This window comes from Bradyrhizobium zhanjiangense (assembly GCF_004114935.1).
Lineage (GTDB): Bacteria > Pseudomonadota > Alphaproteobacteria > Rhizobiales > Xanthobacteraceae > Bradyrhizobium > Bradyrhizobium zhanjiangense.
The window spans coordinates 7,630,376-7,648,648 of sequence record NZ_CP022221.1 but is presented as its reverse complement, the minus strand read 5'-3'; the positions used below and the strand labels follow the sequence as shown (position 1 = coordinate 7,648,648).

The 18,273-nt window shown below is 62.2% G+C and carries 21 protein-coding genes and 1 pseudogene; 11 read left to right on the top strand and 11 right to left on the bottom strand.

Annotation, left to right across the window (positions count from 1 at the left end):
• Nucleotides 1–169: 169 nt before the first annotated feature.
• Both pncB and XH85_RS36600 read right to left on the bottom strand, forming a co-directional pair.
• Nucleotides 170–1,474, bottom strand: a complete 1,305-nt coding sequence (gene pncB / locus XH85_RS36605; protein ID WP_128935797.1) for a nicotinate phosphoribosyltransferase — start codon at nt 1,472–1,474, stop codon at nt 170–172.
• 80 nt (nt 1,475–1,554) lie between these two features.
• Nucleotides 1,555–2,472, bottom strand: a complete 918-nt coding sequence (locus tag XH85_RS36600) for a LysR family transcriptional regulator (protein WP_164939337.1) — start codon at nt 2,470–2,472, stop codon at nt 1,555–1,557.
• Nucleotides 2,473–2,578: 106 nt separating this feature from the next.
• Between XH85_RS36600 and pcaH the strand changes: the two genes are divergently transcribed.
• Together pcaH and pcaG are read left to right on the top strand one after the other, a co-directional pair.
• The gene (gene pcaH / locus XH85_RS36595) at nt 2,579–3,367 is read left to right on the top strand and encodes a protocatechuate 3,4-dioxygenase subunit beta (protein ID WP_128935795.1); all 789 of its coding nucleotides are present in this window, start codon (nt 2,579–2,581) and stop codon (nt 3,365–3,367) included.
• 3 nt (nt 3,368–3,370) lie between these two features.
• Nucleotides 3,371–3,997: a protocatechuate 3,4-dioxygenase subunit alpha gene (gene pcaG, locus XH85_RS36590; RefSeq protein WP_128935794.1), complete on the top strand. Its 627-nt coding sequence runs from the start codon at nt 3,371–3,373 to the stop codon at nt 3,995–3,997.
• 21 nt (nt 3,998–4,018) lie between these two features.
• Here the strand turns inward: pcaG and XH85_RS36585 are convergent, their stop codons facing one another.
• The gene (locus XH85_RS36585; RefSeq protein WP_128937555.1) at nt 4,019–4,624 is read right to left on the bottom strand and encodes a LabA-like NYN domain-containing protein; all 606 of its coding nucleotides are present in this window, start codon (nt 4,622–4,624) and stop codon (nt 4,019–4,021) included.
• A gap of 390 nt (nt 4,625–5,014) precedes the next feature.
• On the opposite strand from XH85_RS36585, the gene XH85_RS36580 reads away from it, so the two are divergent.
• Nucleotides 5,015–5,404, top strand: coding sequence for an SPW repeat protein (locus tag XH85_RS36580; RefSeq protein WP_128935793.1), 390 nt, complete (start codon nt 5,015–5,017; stop codon nt 5,402–5,404).
• Nucleotides 5,405–5,437: 33 nt separating this feature from the next.
• Here the strand turns inward: XH85_RS36580 and XH85_RS36575 are convergent, their stop codons facing one another.
• Nucleotides 5,438–6,343, bottom strand: a complete 906-nt coding sequence (locus XH85_RS36575) for a helix-turn-helix domain-containing protein (protein ID WP_128935792.1) — start codon at nt 6,341–6,343, stop codon at nt 5,438–5,440.
• A gap of 50 nt (nt 6,344–6,393) precedes the next feature.
• Here XH85_RS36575 and pobA point away from each other — a divergent pair, with 50 nt between their 5' ends.
• A complete protein-coding gene (pobA, locus tag XH85_RS36570; protein WP_128935791.1) occupies nt 6,394–7,566 on the top strand; it encodes a 4-hydroxybenzoate 3-monooxygenase in 1,173 nt (390 codons plus the stop codon).
• A 301-nt stretch (nt 7,567–7,867) separates the two neighbouring features.
• Here the strand turns inward: pobA and XH85_RS45560 are convergent, their stop codons facing one another.
• From XH85_RS45560 to XH85_RS48170, 3 genes are read right to left on the bottom strand one after another with little or no spacing between them, the layout of a single operon-like run.
• Nucleotides 7,868–8,041, bottom strand: a complete 174-nt coding sequence (locus XH85_RS45560) for a hypothetical protein (protein ID WP_164939338.1) — start codon at nt 8,039–8,041, stop codon at nt 7,868–7,870.
• A gap of 37 nt (nt 8,042–8,078) precedes the next feature.
• The gene (locus tag XH85_RS36565; RefSeq protein WP_128935790.1) at nt 8,079–8,282 is read right to left on the bottom strand and encodes a hypothetical protein; all 204 of its coding nucleotides are present in this window, start codon (nt 8,280–8,282) and stop codon (nt 8,079–8,081) included.
• A 21-nt stretch (nt 8,283–8,303) separates the two neighbouring features.
• Nucleotides 8,304–8,654: a DUF4339 domain-containing protein gene (locus XH85_RS48170; protein ID WP_128935789.1), complete on the bottom strand. Its 351-nt coding sequence runs from the start codon at nt 8,652–8,654 to the stop codon at nt 8,304–8,306.
• A gap of 449 nt (nt 8,655–9,103) precedes the next feature.
• Here XH85_RS48170 and XH85_RS36555 point away from each other — a divergent pair.
• Both XH85_RS36555 and XH85_RS36550 read left to right on the top strand, forming a co-directional pair.
• A pseudogene (locus XH85_RS36555) lies at nt 9,104–10,457 on the top strand (transposase).
• Between the two features lie 623 nt (nt 10,458–11,080).
• Nucleotides 11,081–11,863 (top strand): transporter, encoded by a 783-nt coding sequence (locus tag XH85_RS36550; RefSeq protein ID WP_128935788.1) that lies wholly within the window; start codon nt 11,081–11,083, stop codon nt 11,861–11,863.
• A 74-nt stretch (nt 11,864–11,937) separates the two neighbouring features.
• Here XH85_RS36550 and XH85_RS36545 read toward each other — a convergent pair whose 3' ends face one another.
• Both XH85_RS36545 and XH85_RS36540 read right to left on the bottom strand, forming a co-directional pair.
• The gene (locus tag XH85_RS36545; RefSeq protein ID WP_128935787.1) at nt 11,938–12,495 is read right to left on the bottom strand and encodes a hypothetical protein; all 558 of its coding nucleotides are present in this window, start codon (nt 12,493–12,495) and stop codon (nt 11,938–11,940) included.
• Entirely contained in the window at nt 12,492–12,740 is a 249-nt protein-coding gene (locus XH85_RS36540; protein ID WP_128935786.1) for a hypothetical protein, read from the bottom strand. Before XH85_RS36540 ends, XH85_RS36545 begins: the two co-directional genes overlap by 4 nt.
• 147 nt (nt 12,741–12,887) lie before the next feature.
• On the opposite strand from XH85_RS36540, the gene XH85_RS36535 reads away from it, so the two are divergent.
• Genes XH85_RS36535 through XH85_RS36520 form a run of 5 tightly spaced genes read left to right on the top strand, consistent with a single transcriptional unit; the run spans nt 12,888 to nt 15,473 of the window.
• The gene (locus XH85_RS36535) at nt 12,888–13,301 is read left to right on the top strand and encodes a hypothetical protein (protein WP_128937554.1); all 414 of its coding nucleotides are present in this window, start codon (nt 12,888–12,890) and stop codon (nt 13,299–13,301) included.
• Nucleotides 13,302–13,322: 21 nt separating this feature from the next.
• A complete protein-coding gene (locus XH85_RS45555; protein WP_164934582.1) occupies nt 13,323–13,499 on the top strand; it encodes a hypothetical protein in 177 nt (58 codons plus the stop codon).
• Between the two features lie 9 nt (nt 13,500–13,508).
• The gene (locus tag XH85_RS36530; protein ID WP_128935785.1) at nt 13,509–14,171 is read left to right on the top strand and encodes an SOS response-associated peptidase; all 663 of its coding nucleotides are present in this window, start codon (nt 13,509–13,511) and stop codon (nt 14,169–14,171) included.
• A complete protein-coding gene (locus tag XH85_RS36525) occupies nt 14,168–14,791 on the top strand; it encodes a hypothetical protein (RefSeq protein WP_128935784.1) in 624 nt (207 codons plus the stop codon). Before XH85_RS36530 ends, XH85_RS36525 begins: the two co-directional genes overlap by 4 nt.
• A gap of 58 nt (nt 14,792–14,849) precedes the next feature.
• A complete protein-coding gene (locus XH85_RS36520) occupies nt 14,850–15,473 on the top strand; it encodes a hypothetical protein (RefSeq protein ID WP_128935783.1) in 624 nt (207 codons plus the stop codon).
• A 345-nt stretch (nt 15,474–15,818) separates the two neighbouring features.
• On the opposite strand, the gene XH85_RS36515 is transcribed toward XH85_RS36520, so the two are convergent.
• Nucleotides 15,819–16,010 carry a hypothetical protein gene (locus XH85_RS36515; RefSeq protein WP_128935782.1) on the bottom strand — a complete coding sequence of 64 codons (192 nt, stop codon included), beginning with the start codon at nt 16,008–16,010 and terminating at the stop codon, nt 15,819–15,821.
• A 96-nt stretch (nt 16,011–16,106) separates the two neighbouring features.
• Nucleotides 16,107–18,257, bottom strand: coding sequence for an adenylate/guanylate cyclase domain-containing protein (locus tag XH85_RS36510; protein ID WP_128935781.1), 2,151 nt, complete (start codon nt 18,255–18,257; stop codon nt 16,107–16,109).
• Nucleotides 18,258–18,273 lie beyond the last annotated feature (16 nt).

Here is an 18,273-nt window from a genome sequence, read left to right as displayed (position 1 = left end):
TGGGACAATCCCCTAATGGAGAGAGCCCTCACCCGGCGCTTCGCCATAGCCGAGGCTTTGCCTCGTTGTCTCTTGAGATGACGGCCGCCGAAGGCGGCCTACGCCTCTCCCGCAAGCGGGAGAGGTGAGCGAGCCCGAGGCAATGGATTCGACCTAATGCGATTCCACTTTACACCAGCACCGGCTTGCGCACGCGGCCGGCATCGCCGAACACGCGCAGGTAGCGCTCGATCTCCGAGGGCAGGCCGGTCGCCTTCTCCGGATTGTCGGAGAGCTTCACGGCCGGCTGGCCGTCGACCGACGACACCTTGCAGACCAGCGAGATGGGATCGAGATTGAACGAGCCGTCCGGCGCGCAGCCGACGAAGTCGTTGGTGAGGTTGGTGCCCCAGCCGAACGAGAGCCGCACACGGCCGGCGAAGTGGTGATAGGTCTCCTCGATCGAGCCGACGTCCATCGCGTCGGAGAAAACGAGCAGCTTGTCCTTGGGATTGCGGCCCTTCTTCTTCCACCAGGCGACGATCTCCTCGCCGGCCTGGATCGGCGGTGCGCTGTCGGGGCGGAAGCCGGTCCAGTCGGCGACCCATTCCGGCGCATCGCGCAGAAAGGCTTTCGTGCCGAAGGCGTCGGGCAGTGCGATCAGGAGATTGCCGCCATAGGTCTGGCGCCACTGGTCGAGGATGCGATACGGCGCCCAGCGCAATTCCTCGTCGTCCCTGGCGAGCGCGGCCGCGACCATCGGCAGTTCATGCGCATTGGTGCCGATGGCTTCGAGATCGTTGTCCATCGCGAGCAGCACGTTGGATGTGCCGATGAAGGACGAGCCGAGGCCTTCCTTCACCGCCTCCACGCACCAGCGCTGCCAGAGGAAGCCGTGGCGGCGGCGGGTGCCGAAGTCGGACAGCCGCAAATTCTCCAGCTTGCGCAGCCGCTCCACCTTGGTCCACAGCTTGGCCTTGGCGCGGGCGTAGAGCACGTCGAGCTCGAAGCGGCCGCGGTCCTTCATTGCTGCGCGCGAGCGCAGCTCGTTGAGGATGGCAAGTGCCGGAATCTCCCACATGGTGGTGTGGGTCCAGGGGCCGTGGAAATGCAGCTCGTACTGGCCTTCGACCTTGCGCAGCTCGTATTCGGGCAAGCGGAATTCGGCCAGCCAGCGGATGAAGTCCGCCGAGAACATGTGGGTCTTGCCGTAGAAGGTGTTACCGGCAAGCCAGATCAGCTCCTTCTTGGAGAAACGGATGGTGCGGGCATGGTCGAGCTGGGCGCGCAGCTCGCCCTCGTCGATGATCTCGGCGAGACGCACATGGCGCGAGCGGTTGATGACCGAGAAGGTCACTTGCTGATCCGGGTAATCCTCCCGAATCATCTGCAACATCAACAGCTTGTAGAAATCGGTATCAAGCAGGCTGCGGATGATGGGATCCAGCCGCCAGCTGTGATTGTAGGTTCGGCTCGCAATGTCGGTCACGGTCATGAGGGGATTTTAGCGTGGCTCCCTTTGCGCAACCAGTGGCTTTGGCGGGAATCAGGTTTTCGCAGGCCGCGGCCCGTCGCTCAGGCGGTGGCCGTCGCCGCGACAGTCTCGAGTTGATTCCTGATCCAGCGATGGGCCGGATCCTTCTGGTAGCGCTGGTGCCAGACCATGAACATCGGCAGCTCGGCCAGTGTCTGTGTGCGCGAGGCCAGCGGAATTCGCACGTGGGCGAAGCCCAGCATGACGCCAGGCGCCAGCAGGCTCGGCATGCTCGCGAGCATCTGCGAGCCGCGCAGGAACGATGGCACGCCCGAAAAGCTCGGCACGGAGATGGCGATGTCACGGTGGAAACCATTGGCTGCCAGGCGACGGTCGAAGTCGAGCCGCTCGTTGTCGGTGTAGACGACCGTGATGTGGCGCGCGGCAAGATAGGCGCTACGGCCGCTTGGCGCCGCACGCGCTTTGGCGTCGTAATAGCAGACGTAATGGTCCCTCAGCAGCCGCTTCTGCACGATGTCAACGCCGGCGGGCGGCAACGGCGTGATCAGCAGATCGCAGCGGTTTTCGCGCAGCATCGCAGGCGAAGGCGACTGCGAGGGGATCACGCGCAAATTCAGGCTCTTCACCTGCGCGGCGACATGATCGAAGAACCGTGGCAGCAGCAGGTCGCGTTGGAAGTCATTGGCGGCGACCGTTAGCGAGAGCTGGGCCTGCGCCGGCGCGAAAGCGACGCCGCCGGCGAAGCTGCGCATCTCGTCGATCAGCGCGCGCGCCTTCGCCGCGAGGGCCTGGGCGTGCGCCGTGGCGACGATGCCGCGGCCGGATTTGGCGAACAGCGGATCGCCCGCGATCCGCCGCAGCTTGTTCAGGGCGTGGCTGACGGCGGATTGCGTCAGGCCGAGCCGCGTGGCGGCCGCCGTCACCGAGCCTTCCTCCAGCACGGCGAGGAACAGCTCGAGGGCGTGGCCATCGAGGGCCAAATGATCGATTTCTTTCATGCAATATATTATAATCGATCTATTTATCTGTGGAATAGACCGGCTCATTGATCTCCCGATAAGCCGCGCCCCCGGACCCCGGGGCGCCAAGGGAGAGACAACGCCGATGAATGCCCAGGCTCCATTCGCAGCCTTGCAGGATCCCCGCCTCAACCGCCCCGAGCCGTTCACGCCCCGCGACGGCGGCTTCTTCCAGCGCGACCGTTCGATCCATCCGCCGGCGCATGCGCCGGGCTACAAGTCCTCGGTGCTGCGTTCGCCGCGCCAGGCGCTGCTGTCGCTGGAGAACTCGATCTCGGAAATCACGGGGCCGGTGTTTGGCCAAAACGATCTCGGGCCGCTCGACAATGATTTGATCCGCAACTACGCCAAGGACGGCGATCCCGTCGGCGAGCGCATCATCGTCCACGGCCGTGTGTTGGATGAGACCGGCCGCGGCGTGCCGAACACGCTGGTCGAGTTCTGGCAGGCCAATGCCGGAGGCCGCTACCGGCACAAGAAGGACACCTATCTGGCGCCGATCGATCCCAATTTCGGCGGCTGCGGCCGCGCGCTGACCGACGACACCGGCTACTACTACTTCCGCACCGTGAAGCCCGGGCCCTATCCCTGGCGCAACTACGTCAATAGCTGGCGCCCCGCCCACATCCACTTCTCGGTGTTCGGCTCCGGCTTTGCGCAGCGGCTGATCACGCAGATGTATTTCGAGGGTGATCCCTTGATCCCGGTCTGCCCGATCCTGACGACGATCCCGGACAAGGACGCGCTCGACCGCCTCGTCGCGCCGCTCGATCTCAACGCCTCGACACCCTTCGACTCGCTCGCCTACCGCTTCGACATCGTGCTGCGCGGCCAGCGCTCCACCTATTTCGAAAATCGCTCCGAAGGAAACTGAGCAATGCCGCAGCCGCTCAACTACCTCAAGGAAACCGCCTCGCAAACCGCCGGTCCCTACGTTCATATCGGTCTGATCCCGGCAATGGCCGGCTTCGACATCTTCGAGAAGAACTTTTCGAATGTCCTGGTGACGCCGAACACCAAGGGCGAACGCATCACGCTGGAAGGCAGGGTCCTCGACGGTACCGGTACGCCGCTGCGCGACGTGCTGCTGGAGATCTGGCAGGCCAATGCGGCCGGCCGCTACAACCATCCGGCCGACCGCTCGGCGGGTGCGCTGGAGCAGGAGTTTCGTGGTTGGGGCCGCGCCGGCTCCGACTTCGACAGCGGCCTCGTCAGCTTCGAAACGATCAAGCCCGGCGCCATCATCGACAAGGCGGGCCGCAAATGCGCGCCGCATGTCAATGTCTGGATCGTCGCGCGCGGCATCAACATCGGCTTGAACACGCGGCTCTATTTCTCGGATGAAGAGGCCGCCAATGCCGCCGACCCCGTGCTCAACCTGGTCGAGCCGCCGGTGCGCCGCAAGACGCTGGTTGCCACGCGCAGCGAACGCGCCGGCAAGGTCGTGTATGCCTTCACGATCAATTTGCAGGGGCCGGAGGAGACGGTGTTCTTCGACGTGTGAGGTGCGGCGGCCGTCCCGAGATCATTCCACCCGGTCGCCCCGATTGATCGATCCGCGCGTGAGGAATTGCGGTGGCTGCCGCAGCTCGCGCGGCCGGTCGGCGGGATCACGCCCCACTTTTGGCTTCAGCTCTGCCAAATCAATGAATACGTCCGTCTGTCGGCGCAGGTCGTCCGCGATCATGGGCGGTTGAGTGGAGAGCGTGGAGACGACCGTCACGCGGACACCGCGGCGCTGCAGGGCTTCCACCAGCGAACGAAAATCCCCGTCGCCCGAGAACAACACGATCTGATCAACGTGCTCGGCGAGCTCCATCGCTCTTACGGCGAGGTCGACATCCATGCTGCCCTTCACCTTGCGGCGGCCGGTGGTGGCGTCGACGTACTCCTTGGTGAGCTTGGTGACGACGGTGTATCCGTTATAGTCGAGCCAATCGATCAACGGGCGGATTGACGAAAACTCCTGATCCTCGATGACGGTCGTGTAGTAAAAGGCGCGCAACAGTGAGCCTCGGCTTTGAAATTCGCCGAGCAACCGCCTGAAATCGATGTCGAAGCCGAGCGCCTTGGAGGTGGCATAGAGATTGGAGCCATCGATAAAGAGTGCGATCTTCTCGAGAGAAGACATTGTGCACAAATCTCCAGTTCCGCAAAAAAGCCGGTCCAGCCGACAGGTCACGCTTTGCCAGCCGGAAAACACTGAAGGCGCCGATGGCTTGCTGAAAAAGGCGGCGCAGACGACCAGACAGGGGTAGCCGTCTTGCGCCAAGGTCAGGGAGGTTCCATGCCACCAGCGCCAGGGCGCCGAATGCAGCCACGCTAAAGCCTGCGCATGCCCCACTCAATTGTACTGAGGTAAAGGGCCTATATACGAAGGTAAGTGGCTGCGAAGACGCCGGATTGAGCAGGTCGGCTCAAACCACGGCCTGCGACCAAAGTCTATTATGCCAAGCGCGTTGATCGGGAACCAAAGCGCTGGCGAATGCTTCCTCCAACTATCCTCGTTGAGAGGTGTGTCATGAGCAGGTTGCAAGAGCGCGAAACGGTCCCTGACGTCTACAATCTGTTTCTCGCCGCTGTACTCTTCATATCCCCGTGGCTGTTCAAACTGACGATCAGCCAGGGCAAGATCGACCTCTGGGTAACGAGCGCGATCATCGGCATCCTGTCGCTGGCTGCCATCATCGCCTATCGGGATTGGGAGGAGTGGCTCAACGTTCTGATGGGCATTTGGCTCATCGTGTCGCCCTGGTTGCTTGGCTTCCCGCACACGCGCGCGATGCACCTCAGCATCGGCTTCGGTATCGTCATTGTGCTTCTGGCGCCGCTCGATCTCTTCCTCCATTACGACAAGAGGCATCCCGAGGAAGAGCCGATCCATGGCAGGCAGGAAAGCGCGCGCGAGTAGAATGCGACGCTTGGAAGTTTGGCATCCGGGGCCTCAGCTTTCGCTGCCATGGAGCTGCGCGCGGAAGGCGCGCGGCGATAGTCCGGTGGCCGCGGCGTAGACGCGGCTGAAATAGGCGGGATCCTCGAAGCCGAGCGCGTACGCAATCGTCGAGACCGGCAGGTTGGTGTAGACGAGGTTGCGCCGCGCCTCGCGGATCAGCCGGTTGAGGATCAGATGCGAGGCGGTGTCGCCGGTCGCCGCCCGCGTGATCCGGTTGAGATGCGTCGGCGTCACCGACAGCGCATTGGCATAGTCGGCGACGCTCCAGCGCTCCAGATGATGCTGCTCCAGCAGCGCCTCGAAGCGGCGGAACAATCCGCTTTCCGCTGAACCGTTGCCGCCGCTCTCGCTCGTGAGCGCGCGCGCCACGAGCCCGATCATGGCCGACGACAATGCGCGCAGCACATGCGCGCGGCCGAAATCGCGGGCGGCGTGTTCGGCGAAGATCTGCTTCATGGTGGCGCGAATCTGCGGCGTGCCGCGCACCACGCCCGATTGCGACAGGGCTCCGCGCAGACCTTCGGCCGCAAGCAGCGCCTCGTCCAGAATCTCCGCCGCGATGGTCAGCACCCAGCCCTGGGTATCGGGCACGAAGCGGAAGCCGTGGACGTGTCCGACCGGAACGTTGACGATCTGCATCGGTCTCAAGGATACCACGCGCCCGTCCAGCGTTGCCTCGCCGCCACCGCGCTCGATCAGGAGCACCTGGTGCAACCGGGCGTGGCGGTGCACGGCCAGTGTCCAGTCGTGCAGCACCGAGCGGGACGCGATGGTCTCGCAATGCACGACGTCGGGCAGGTCACCGGACTCGCCAAAGAGATTGTAGACCCGGATCGCCGGGGCAGGGGCTGTGCTTCTCATGTTCGAATAGTACAAGACAAAGACGAAACCCTCCATCGGTTTGCGGCTTTGAATCTGCAAAATAGCGCCGACGGGAGGACGCAAAAATGAAAGTTCAGGTCTGTATCATCGGCGGCGGGCCGTCCGGGCTGCTGTTGTCCCAGCTGCTGCATCTGAAGGGCATCGATACCGTCGTGCTGGAGAAATACAGCCGCGACCACGTGCTGGCCCGCATCCGCGCCGGCGTGCTCGAGCACGGTTTTGCAAAACTGATGCGCGAGGCGCAATGCGGCGAGCGGATGGACCGCGAGGGCGAGATCCATCGGGGGTTCGAGATCGCCCATGACGGCATGCTCTCCCAGATCGACCTGCACAAGCATTCCGGCGGCAATTCTGTGCTGGTCTACGGCCAGACCGAGCTGACGCGCGACCTCTACGAAGCGCGCGACCAGCTGGGCGGCAAGGTCGTGCACAATGCCGAGGACGTGACGCCACATGACCTGACGTCGGACCGGCCCTACGTGACCTGTCGTTCGAACGGCGAGACCGTTCGTATCGATTGCGACTACATCGTCGGCGCCGACGGCTTTCACGGCGTCAGCCGCAAGTCGATCCCGAAAGACGTGCTGCGCGAATACGAGAAGGTCTATCCGTTCGGCTGGTTAGGAGTGCTGTCGCGCACGAAACCGGTGTCGCCGGAGCTGATCTATGTGAAGCACGAGCGCGGCTTCGCGCTCTGTTCGCTGCGCTCGCAGGTGCTGAGCCGCTACTACATCCAGGTGCCCTTGACCAACAAGGTGGAGGACTGGAGCGACGATGCGTTCTGGGCCGAGTTGAAGCGCCGCCTGCCGGTCGAGGTCGCCGGCCGCCTGATCACCGGTCCGTCGATCGAGAAGAGCATCGCGCCCTTGCGCAGCTTCGTCGCCGAACCGATGAGCTATGGACGCCTGTTCCTCGCCGGCGACGCCGCTCACATCGTGCCGCCGACCGGCGCGCGCGGACTGAACAGTGCTGCGTCGGACATCTACTATCTCTACCACGCCATGCTCGCGCACTATCACCACGGCGACGATTCCGGCCTCAAAGGCTATTCCGCCAAGGCGCTGGCGCGAATCTGGAAGGCGCAACGCTTCTCCTGGTGGATGACGATGCTGCTGCACCGCTTCCCCGACCGGCTCGAATATGAGGACCGGCTTCAGCAGACGGAGCTCGACTATCTGCTCTCGTCGGAGACCGCGCAGCGCCTGCTCGCGGAAAATTATGTGGGGCTGCCGTTTTAGGCAGGAGCGCGTCTAGCGCGGACGTCTTCCCTTCTCCCCTTGTGGGAGCCTGATCAGCCAAAAAAACCTAACGCAATCAATGGGATAGGTTTTCGGTGTCCACCGTTGTGTCCCGAAGCGCTTCTGGAATGCCCGGAAGCCTCTTGCGCGGCCCGCCCGGTGTCCCGTGGCCCTGCCGCCCCCCGGCGCGCTGGACGGCCTTTCTGCGGCCTCCTGCCGCCTGCCCGTCGTGATGATGATGGTTCGGCCTTGGCCGCCGACGCGGAAATAACGCATGGGCGAGGCGCGCTGCAAGGCGGCGCTACCTGCCTGCGAACTTGGTGAACACATGCTCCAGCGCAGCTAACAGGCACACCGTCGTCCGCTCAGTGTCTGTCAATTGGCGTTTTTCTTCCCGTGCGACCTTGATCCAAGCACTGCGCTCCAACCCCAACTCGCGCACAAGCTCATCAACATCGATGTCTGCCAGTTTCATGGTTCTTTCCGAATTCCGTGTCGCGCATTTGGCGGCTTCATTTTTTCAGATAGAGCCCGGCAATCGCAATGATCGCTGTTACGATTGCGAGATAAAATCCGCGCCGAGGCCATTTCTGTTCTTCCGCTGCCACCCACTTGCGCGCAGCCTCGTCCTTCTCAGGTGCAAAGTTGGCGTGCTTGATTTGCAACTTCACATTTTCGATGCCGCGCTGTTTAAAGTCGTCGTGGTAGGTGCCCACAAATGCCCCCTTACCCAAGCTCTAGGCCTGCATCGCCTTTCTTTTTTGATTCAGCTTCCTGCGCTGCGCAGAATTCCAAATCATTACTTTTCGTCCAACTTGGCTCCCAATACCGAGCGAGATAAAAGGGATCGGATACCACCACCACTTCACGCGCCAAGTCGGCATTTGGTCCGTTGGCAGTTGTGGAGGCCTTGACGTTTCCGACCTAAATTCCGGTACATCACCGGCCCTAACCCAATCGGTAAAGCCATCGCGCCAAACGAGCACGTTTTCAGGTTCGGACATGCGCGCAAGCGTGTCTTTCAATTCTTGAAGGGTTATCGGTCCAATTTGCCCTTTGTAGTCTGCGTAATACCAAGCCCCAGACACAAGTCAGCCCTCTTGCGCCGTGCTGCCGCGCACGATTTTAAAAGGCGCATAGGGGCCTGCCACCGCAGCGTTGGCAACTGATGGATGCGCCGTTATCCCCAAAATTCAGGGTCAGTGACCGTACTTGCTGCCGACATTACGGGGTCCTTCTGAGGGCGTGAGGAACCGGGGGGACCGCGCGACCGCGCCCCTTGAGGATATTTGCCATCGCGCATTTCGGGTTTAATTTCCTGCGAACCGGTACACAAAGGGCGGTGCGCGATGTGGCGCGATGCCGTCGTCCGACATCGACGAAGTCCGAGCGACCGTCAGTGCAGCCCGTCTTGGTGCAAACCGGACATTTGGCCGAACCACAAAGTCTCAGAGGGGCCGATTCTGTTGAAAAAGGCGGCTGTTGCGACGCAGAGATATCAGTGATTCAGTCTGTCTAATTGGCAGGACTGAAGATCATGATGGGGCATCGGCAAGTCGAACAGGCCACGTTGTTCTATGAGTTCTCGCTCGAAAGACATATCCCGACTGATCACTTGCTGCGGTTGATTGACAGGTTTGTCGATCTTGAACAGGTCCGGCGGGACCTGGCGCCTTTCTACAGCAGCATCGGTCGACCTTCGATCGATCCCGAGCTGATGATCCGGATGCTCCTGATCGGTTACTGCTTCGGCATCCGATCGGAGCGGCGCCTGTGCGATGAGGTTCACCTCAATTTGGCCTACCGGTGGTTTTGCAGGCTCGGTCTGGATGGGGCGGTGCCGGATCATTCGACATTCTCCAAGAACAGGCACGGCCGCTTCCGGCAGAGCGACCTCTTCCGTCGCGTGTTCGAGAGCGTGTTGCGCCGCTGCATCGAGGAACGACTGGTCGGCGGTGAAGGATTTGCAGTCGATGCGAGCCTAATCAAGGCCGATGCCAATCGGCAGAAGGGAATCGAAGGCGACAAGGGACTTCCGCCGGAGGCTGCCGGCCGAGCAATCGATGAGTATCTGGCTGTCCTTGACGATGCCGCTTTCGGAGCTGCGACCGAGGTTACCCCCGAAGTTCGTATCGCCTTCCGATCCGGCGGCGCGCTGGACGGGGGCGCACGGCGGCCAAGCGTTTTTCGCCTATTCGACGAACTATCTGGTCGACATCGAGAACGCGATCATCGTCGATGTTGAGGCAACCTCAGCAATCCGGCAGGCGGAGGTATTGGCCGCTAAGCGCATGATTGAGCGCTCGCTGGAGCGGTTTGATCTCTATCCGAGCCGGCTGCTCGGTGACAGTGGCGATGGCTCGGCCGAGATGCTCGCCTGGCTGGTCTATGAGCACGGGATCGAGCCGCACGTTACAGTCTTCGACAAGTCGGCCCGCACAGACGGGATCTTCTCACGTGACGACTTCACCTACGACCATGCCGGGGACATCTATCGTTGCCCTGGTGACAAAGTTCTTACCACGACCGGAACGTTGGTGAATGATGGTGCCACCATGCTTTACCTCGCCAGTAAGCGCGATTGTGATCGTTGCGCATTGAAGACTCGGTGTTGCCCCAAGCAGTCTTCACGGAGAGTGCCGCGCTCGATCTACGAGGGCGCTCGCGACATGGCGCGCCAGATCGCGAGATCGTGGGAGGGAGGCACCTCGCGCCGGCTCCGCAAGAAAATCGAGATGTTGTTCGCGCACCTCAAGCGCATTCTCAAGCTCGACCGTTTGCGTTTACGAGGTCCAAACGGCGCGCGCGACGAGTTCATCCTCGCAGCCACCGCCCAAAACCTTCGAAAGATGGCCAAGCTGATCCCGATGCCTACCCCGAGGCTCGCATAGGGTCGGTCGAGCAGGTCGGCCACGTCGCGACGGAGCTATTACAACGAATACTACCAGCCTTTTTCAACAGAATCGGCCAACATCGGAAATGGGGCAACACGTGACGGAGCAACGCCGTCAAGCTGGCGCGGCTGCGTGATGAGCTAGACACCGGGCAAGGCGTAGTGTGTCTTCCGGGCGACACACCTTGCAAATAGAGCCCGCGTTATTTGAGCAAGGCTCGCAACTGCTCGGCACTTAATTATTGTCATCCCGCCGGAACGTTCCACGAGGATCATACGCGGAACGAGGGGCGGAAAATCGTAGAGGTTGGGACTTGAAAATAGCTAACCGCCTTCGGTTTGCGGCGGCCCTGTTTGGATCGATGACCATTGGCATAAGCGCCGCTTCCGCGCATCATCCCGGGATCGGCGGTATCGGCGGTGCAGGCGGTATCTTTACGATAGGCGCTGGCACCCTCGACGAGGGCCAGTTCGCGTTTTCAACCTTCGTCGATTATCTTCGGCTCAAGCAACTGAGCGAACCCACGCTGCTCGCGAACGTCGGGAACGACGTCCCATGGTCTGCAAACCGTCGAGAGCTACGCTGTTGCGCTTGCCTATGGCATCACCAATGATCTCACGGTGTCGGTGCGTCTGCCATGGGTGCGCCGCACCGGCATTCTCGAAGCCGTGCAGGAAGACCCGGCTCAACCGGCCATGGTGCGTGACCGAGGCAATACATCGGGTTTCGGCGATGTCACGGTGCTCGGCCAATACCGCTTCGTGAACAATCAGGTCAGCGGAACGCAGGCTGCAGTGCTGTTTGGTGTCAAGGCCCCGACGGGTACAACCAACTTGGTTGATAGGTTCGGCGAAATCTTCGAGGCCGAATTTCAGCCCGGATCGGGCTCTTGGGATGGGCTCTTCGGCGCAGCGTTTAGCCAGCGCTTAAATCCTTCGTTGAGCTTCCATGCCAACGTGCTGGCGATTGCAAACGGCACCGGAACGCAAAACACCAATCTCGGCAACCGCTTCCTTTATAATGCCGCGCTCTCCTACCGGGTCTTTGGCGAGACCGCGAGCGAGCCGCATACGCACGATCCACGGAACGCTTATGCGCATGCTGGCCATGACCACTCGATGGTGACCAAGGCTCCAATGGTTGCCGCGCCGCACGGCCACGTTGCGCTCGATGCGTTACTCGAGATCAACGGCGAATGGCATGACAAGCAGCGAACTGCTGGCGTCAGTGATCCCAATTCGGGCGGCAACACGGTTTTCATTTCGCCGGGCCTTCGGCTGACGGTCGATAACTGGTCGAGCTACGTGCTTGTCGGCATTCCGGTCGTTAACAACTACAACGGTGTGCAAGCCACCCCCGCATGGCGCACGTTGGTGGGGGTCTCCGCCGTCTTTGGACCCTGATCTACACGGTGAAGTCCCTTGTGGGTCAAAACGCGACTTGCGTTCTACGTCGGCTCTTAGGCCGGACCGGACGTTCACTGCCTGCCCTGCTGCTTGATCTTCCAGAGGCGATACGCCTCGTCCTCGTAGGGATCATCGCCTGTCGGCGGCGGGATCAGCTTGGCACCTTCCTTGCGGAAATGATCGAGACCACGACCCATCGCCTTGCCCTTGATCGTGTGCTGGTCGAGCGCCCAGTCGGGGATTGTCGGGACGTGGTTCTCCAGCATCGATCGCAGGCCGATGGCGGCTGCGAAGTGGCAGCCCGCGCGGGACTTCGGTGACCGGCACATCATGCGAATGGCGTTGCCCACCCTGAGCCGGGCTTCGCCGATGCTCTTGCTGTACCGCTCCCTTGACGCTGCGAGCGATGCGGCGACGAACGGAAAGACGTGCGGCGCTGCCAGCGTGTCGAGGTCTTCGTGGCAGATGACTTCGAGGCGGTTGCAGACCATCGTGTGGAAGGCTTTGGACGTGTGCATGAGTTCAACGGCGAACTCCATGGCCTCGCGCTCCATGCCCCGCCTGATGGCCTTCTGCATGGCCGAGACGCAGGCCATCGCGGGAAGGCCGCTCTTGGTATCGGGGATCATCGGCGTGCTCCGTCGCGCGAGACGGGGAGAACGATGATCTTTCCCGCGATCATGGCCGCGACAATCTCGCGGGCCGCTTCGAGTGAACGGGCGTAGACCGTGAAAACAGGTTTCGGAAAATGCTGACCGGGTATCGTCTGATAGACGATGAAGGGCTGCACGGGCTGCTCCTGTGATTTGTTGGAGCCTGAGAGGCAGCCATGCAGCGCGCTTGCAGTAAAATCATGTTTTCCCGAAAGATTCATTGTCCCCGCCACTTTTGCGGGCTTGGAGTGTCCGGGTGCTTCGCCCGCGACCGGCGCGGTTGCGTCGTCCCCGTTGTGCCCGGCGCGTTGTCCACCGCTATCCCTAGCGGCTTGCCTGCCCGGCGTGCTGCCGTGCATTTTCTCGCCATGGGCACCAAGTCACGCGAGACCATTTACGGCGGGTCAGTCCGGGCGGCGGCTGAGCGCGCGACGGAGGCGCGCAAGCAAGCCGACCAGCTCGCCTGCGAGGCGTGGAATAAGCGCATGCTCGCCTTCAAGGGACCGGCGCAACCGTCGCCGACGCTCGGCGACGCGCTCAACGCGGGTTACGGCTATCTGGAAGTCCGGTGCCTCGGCTGTGACACAAATCAGACCGTCGCGCTCGACATCGTGCGGCGACCGAAGTCAACGCCAGTTCATGAGCTGGAGCGATACATGCGCTGCAAGGACTGCTCGCAGGTGCGCGGCTATCCGTACAAGCGCAGCCATTTGGTGGCGCTTCGGCGCACCAAGACTTCGGCGAGCGATCCGCCATCAACGTGGTGGCCGGGTGAGAGGTGAAATGATGGTGAGGCAGCGACGATGAACGGGAGCCGCTACTACGTGGTGCGATCAGAGGGCACGAAATACGGCATAGGCTTTGGTAGCGCGCTCGCTATCGCCATCAGCTACACCACCAACAAGTCGATCCTCTGGGCGATCATTCACGGCATTCTGGGCTGGCTGTACGTGATCTACTTCGCACTGTTCTGGTCGTAGCCGTCGCCGATGTGCAACCTATACAGCATCACCACCAACCAAGCCGCGATCATCAACCTGTTCCGCGTCGTCAATCGCTACGTCGGCAATCTCGCGCCGATGACGGGCGTGTTTCCGGACTATCCCGCTCCCGTGATCCGCAACACCGACACCGGCACCGAGTTGGCCGTGATGCGATGGGGCATGCCACCGCCACCGCGCACGGGCGGGCCGCCGGTCACCAATATCCGCAACACGTCATCGCCGCACTGGCGCGGCTGGCTCAAGCCGGAGAGCCGCTGCCTTGTCCCGGCCAACAGCTTCGCCGAGTACGCGCCGGAGCCGAACCCTGAGACCAAGAAAAAGGACGTGGTCTGGTTCGCGCTCAACGATGATCGTCCGCTGTTCGCCTTCGCGGGCATCTGGACGACGTTCAATGGCGACCGGGGCACGAAGTCCAAGCCGATCCCGGGTCCGCATCAGGTCTACGGTTTTCTCACGACATCGCCCAACGCGGTGGTCGAGCCGATCCACCCGAAGGCCATGCCCGTGATGCTCACGACCGACGAGGAGCGTGACGTGTGGATGCGTGCGCCATGGGACGAGGCCAAGGCGCTGCAACGACCTCTGCCAGATGAGGCGCTCAGGATCGTGATGCGGGGTGCCGACAAGGAAGACAAGGCTGCGGCATGATGAACTCAGCCGACCCGCGCGTCGAGTTCATCCTACAAAACGCATCGCGGCTGATCGTTGTCGCAACCAGATGCGCTTGGTCGTTCGGCGCCGCCGACGGGCTCAATGACATTCTAGCATCTCGGCCTGACCATCATGGCGAATGGCGGCAGCCGGTCTCGGTTCTCCATCGAGACGTTCTGCTGATGGCTGCACTGCGTGTGTCCATCCTGCTCGACGCCGACCGCACGGCGGTCAGCTTTCAGACCGTCTATCATGCCCTCAAGGAGCCAGCGGTGCAGGCGACGCTTTTGCAGGCGCTGGACGCCAAGTGCGGCCCTGATGTGTTCACTCCCACAAGGGGCGATCTGATCGGGACCTACCTCCAGACCTACAGCGAGATCGATTGGAATGTGCACGGGCGACTTGTGCACTTGCGCAACTTGGGCATTGCCCACCTGTCGCTCGACCAGTTGAGGAAGTCGGTCACGCTTCCTGAGTTGAGGGCGATGGTGGAGCTTGTCGCCCGGCTTGCCAGCACGCTGCAACAGTTCCTCCAGACCGACACTGCGTTTCATGGCGACATGGTCGAGGAGTGCAGAGATCAAGTAAAGCGTGTGATCGATTGTGGTCCGGAATAGTCGGTGAACGCGGGCCAGATCGCCTCGGCTCTTATCATGCGAAGGGAAACCCTAGGCTATGAATTCCACCGAAGGAAGCGAGTTTGTTCACTTCGACGAATACGAGGATGTGGTCGCAGCCATAGAGCTCGTGGGCTCGCAGTCTATCGACGCTCAGAAGAGGCCGAGCCACTGGAAGTGGATCATTATGGCCATGCAGAATGCTGTGCAGGGTGCCATGGTGCTCTCATTAAGTGGAACTGACGGATGCGGCGCACTCGCCCCCAAGTCTCAGAAAAGAAATCGCGCGTGGCTGCACCATCTAGGTCCGGACCGGCCGCCAAGGGTTATGGCCTCCTACGACGTTTTGCTTGAGCGGATCATGAAATCTGAATTGATGGAAGGGCCGGTGCCCGATCTGTCACCGGAAGATCACCGAAATCTTCAACGACTAAACGAACTACGGCGTCAGTTCGCCCATTTCAATCCCACTAGCTGGGGAATTGAACTCAACTACATACTGGACATCATACCGGTCGCGCTTAACCTCTTCGAGTTTCTAACGACGACCCAAGGGCGTCCAAATCTTAATTTCACCGAGGAACACCGCGCCCGTATGCAGCAAGCCTTGTGTCAGGCGCGCGCTGCCGTCGAAGCATTCAATGAAGCAGCCGGTGCAGCGGTGGTCGGTCGCCGCCTTTGATACCTGGGCCGCGCGACCTGCCAGCGCGCATTCTCCGGTGAGAATTCGCCGCTGGTGTCGTCCCTCATGAGCAGATGCCGCCAGCTTGGTTGCTGGCCGACATCGTAAGCGAAAGCGGTGTACCGTTGCCAGCGTTCGCAAGCCAGGCAGCGAATACGGGCGACCTGCTCTGGACACTCCCATCACCGCGCGGCATCAGGTCCGGCTCCCATCATGTTCGAGGCGGGGCGGCCCGGACGCTCACGCGCGCCAACACGTTCGTCCGGGGCCACCCCTGTGGGCAAGGTGAACAGGACCACCCCGCCCGCACGCACGCGCGTCCCTCACGGGTCACGTGCGATCTCGTCATCGCTTCCACGGCCACGACAGCCCCGGCGACGTGCCGGGTGCTTCGCTATTGCGCGGTGTGGTCACCAACCGCACACCAAGCAGCGCCTGCGGCGAGACCTCGGCACGGTGCTCCACAGGGAGCCCTTGCGATTGCGCCTGCCAGATTAGCTCGCTTTCATCGGGGTCGACGGCGAGCAGGTCGCCCATCACCTCGGCCTCGCGCTGTTGCCGGGCTTCGTGCGTGCGCGGCGAGCCACCCTCTCCCACAAGGGGAGAGGGGAAGTACGCCCGCGGTTGACGTCGCTACTTCCCTTCCAACGTGTTTACCGGCGTCCACTCCGGCGGTGGCGGATTAGCAGTTAATGCTTTTGCGCGCTCCGCGAACATGGATGACGGCGGATCGATCTTCGCTGCGCCGTCGAACGCTTCAACCGCCTTGCGAAACTCGCGCGCCCGCCAGCAGGCCAGCCCTTCAGCATACGCCGCGGCTACCTTTGTTTGCTCGGCGCTCTCCGTGCCTTTCTCCGCCAGCGGCTCGAACACCCTGATCGCTTCGCCGCGCCCCAGCACCCTGATCGCATCGAGCTCGCGCCAGGCGAAGGTGTCGCCGGTCTGCGCCATCGTGGTTTCGGAGACCATGATCGCGGTGCCGTAATATTTGTTGGCGCCCTCGAGCCGCGAGGCCACGTTCACGGTGTCACTCATCACGGTGTAATTGAATCGGCGGCGCGAGCCGATATTGCCGACCACGGCTTCGCCGCTGTTGAGGCCGATACGGTGCGACAGGCCATGGCCGGCGAAAGCGGGATTGTCGGCGTTGAGCTCCGCCAGCTTCTGGTGGCACTCCAGCGCGGCATGGACGGCATTGCGCGCATGTGCGCGATCGTCGGCCGGAGCACCGAACATGGCGACGATGGAATCGCCGATATATTTGTCGACGTAGCCGCCATGGCCCTCGATGATATCGGTCATGGCGGACAGATACTCGTTCATCAGGGTCACAAGCTCGCCAGGCGTCATCGTCTCCGCGATCGAGGAGAAGCCGCTGAGATCGGAGAAGAACATGGTGACATTGCGCATCTCGCCGCCGAGCGCCGGCATCTTGCCGGACGCAACCATGGTGTTAATCACTTCAGGGGCGAGATAGAGGGCAAAGCTCTTGCGCAGGAAGCGCTCGTCGCGATCAGCCAGCACGAAGCGGTAGCCGATCATCATCGCGAGCGCCGCAAGACTTGCGAGCGCCGGCTCGGTCAGCGGCAGCGCCAATGCGTGAACGAACGCACCGACGGCCATTGCGGCGTAAACGGCGGTGAGGCCGAGCCAGGCAATCAGCGCGCCGCTCGGCGCAAGCATGCCGGCGGCGCAAGCGATGACGAGGGCGAACGCGATCGTGAGGATGCTCCGTGCGGGAAAGCCGAGCTCGGTCACGGCATCGCGTTCGATCAGGTTGCGAACGACGGTGGCGTGCACGAACACGCCGGCGACATCGCTGCGCGGCCGTTGCGCGCCACGCTCCGGCGCGGGCAGGGCGCATCGCGCGGCCGGCGTGCCGTCATATCCGCCAGACAGGCGCATCGAGGTGAGCTTACGGTCCTCGAAATTCAGGACCGTGCCGAGCAGCACGACCTTGCCGTCGAAGGCGCGGCGAAAGAAATCGCGATCGCCCTTCTCGACGCAGGCGCGCAGGTCGGCGAAGGAGAAGGTCGGGACGTCGCGTCCCAGCCCGCGAAAGTTGAGCGTCATTGTATTCGGCATCGCGCTCGGGATCGCATAGCCGGACAATTCGGTCGCGCCGGACGGCGCAATTTCAGGCTTTGCGCCAAGCGCACGCGCAGCGAGCTCGACCGCCATCGCGGGGACCGACCTGCCTTCGATGGCAAAGCTCAACGGCGTTCGCCGGATCACGTCGTCGGGATCGGTGTAGACATTGAGCGCGCGGACGGTGTTGCGCACGGCCACTTGCTGTGCGCGATAGGGCACTTCCGGATGATCGATGCTCAGGATTTCGCCGAGCACGAGTTTGCCGCTGTCGGAGATTTGCCGCAGGGCGATCAGGTAATCCCGGTCAAATCCCTTCATGCGGCTGCCGACCGCCATGTCGCCGAAAGGAATCTCCGACTGCTCGATCGAGCTCGGAAAGATCACGTCGAAGCCGATGACCTTGGCGCCGCCCTCGGTGATGCTGCCGAGCACCCGGCCGATTTCGCGCGTCCAGGTCTGGGTCGGCGATCCCTTGAAGGGTGGTGTGTCGTAGGTCTCTCCATCGATCGCCACCACGACGACTGGCGACGTCGCAGGTTCGCGGCGCTCGCCGACCAGCTTGCCGCGCATCGCCGTGAGGGTATCGAGCGAGAGACCTTGCAGCATCTGGAGCGGCGGGGACGTGACGATCGCGCCCGCGAGGAGCGCAATCAGGATCGCCGCAACGATGTCCCGCCTGCCGATCCGCCGCATCGTGTTGTCGAGGCCG

Excerpts from the sequence above, each read along its gene's own strand:
- pncB (WP_128935797.1), bottom strand. The coding sequence starts at position 1,474 with ATGACCGTGACCGACATTGCGAGCCGAACCTACAATCACAGCTGGCGG.
- XH85_RS36600 (WP_164939337.1), bottom strand. The coding sequence starts at position 2,472 with ATGAAAGAAATCGATCATTTGGCCCTCGATGGCCACGCCCTCGAGCTG.
- pcaH (WP_128935795.1), top strand. The coding sequence starts at position 2,579 with ATGAATGCCCAGGCTCCATTCGCAGCCTTGCAGGATCCCCGCCTCAAC.
- pcaG (WP_128935794.1), top strand. The coding sequence starts at position 3,371 with ATGCCGCAGCCGCTCAACTACCTCAAGGAAACCGCCTCGCAAACCGCC.
- XH85_RS36585 (WP_128937555.1), bottom strand. The coding sequence starts at position 4,624 with ATGTCTTCTCTCGAGAAGATCGCACTCTTTATCGATGGCTCCAATCTC.
- XH85_RS36580 (WP_128935793.1), top strand. The coding sequence starts at position 5,015 with ATGAGCAGGTTGCAAGAGCGCGAAACGGTCCCTGACGTCTACAATCTG.
- XH85_RS36575 (WP_128935792.1), bottom strand. The coding sequence starts at position 6,343 with ATGGAGGGTTTCGTCTTTGTCTTGTACTATTCGAACATGAGAAGCACA.
- pobA (WP_128935791.1), top strand. The coding sequence starts at position 6,394 with ATGAAAGTTCAGGTCTGTATCATCGGCGGCGGGCCGTCCGGGCTGCTG.
- XH85_RS45560 (WP_164939338.1), bottom strand. The coding sequence starts at position 8,041 with ATGAAACTGGCAGACATCGATGTTGATGAGCTTGTGCGCGAGTTGGGG.
- XH85_RS36545 (WP_128935787.1), bottom strand. The coding sequence starts at position 12,495 with ATGATCCCCGATACCAAGAGCGGCCTTCCCGCGATGGCCTGCGTCTCG.
- XH85_RS36540 (WP_128935786.1), bottom strand. The coding sequence starts at position 12,740 with ATGAATCTTTCGGGAAAACATGATTTTACTGCAAGCGCGCTGCATGGC.
- XH85_RS36535 (WP_128937554.1), top strand. The coding sequence starts at position 12,888 with ATGGGCACCAAGTCACGCGAGACCATTTACGGCGGGTCAGTCCGGGCG.
- XH85_RS45555 (WP_164934582.1), top strand. The coding sequence starts at position 13,323 with ATGAACGGGAGCCGCTACTACGTGGTGCGATCAGAGGGCACGAAATAC.
- XH85_RS36530 (WP_128935785.1), top strand. The coding sequence starts at position 13,509 with ATGTGCAACCTATACAGCATCACCACCAACCAAGCCGCGATCATCAAC.
- XH85_RS36525 (WP_128935784.1), top strand. The coding sequence starts at position 14,168 with ATGATGAACTCAGCCGACCCGCGCGTCGAGTTCATCCTACAAAACGCA.
- XH85_RS36520 (WP_128935783.1), top strand. The coding sequence starts at position 14,850 with ATGAATTCCACCGAAGGAAGCGAGTTTGTTCACTTCGACGAATACGAG.
- XH85_RS36515 (WP_128935782.1), bottom strand. The coding sequence starts at position 16,010 with ATGGGCGACCTGCTCGCCGTCGACCCCGATGAAAGCGAGCTAATCTGG.
- XH85_RS36510 (WP_128935781.1), bottom strand. The coding sequence starts at position 18,257 with ATGCGGCGGATCGGCAGGCGGGACATCGTTGCGGCGATCCTGATTGCG.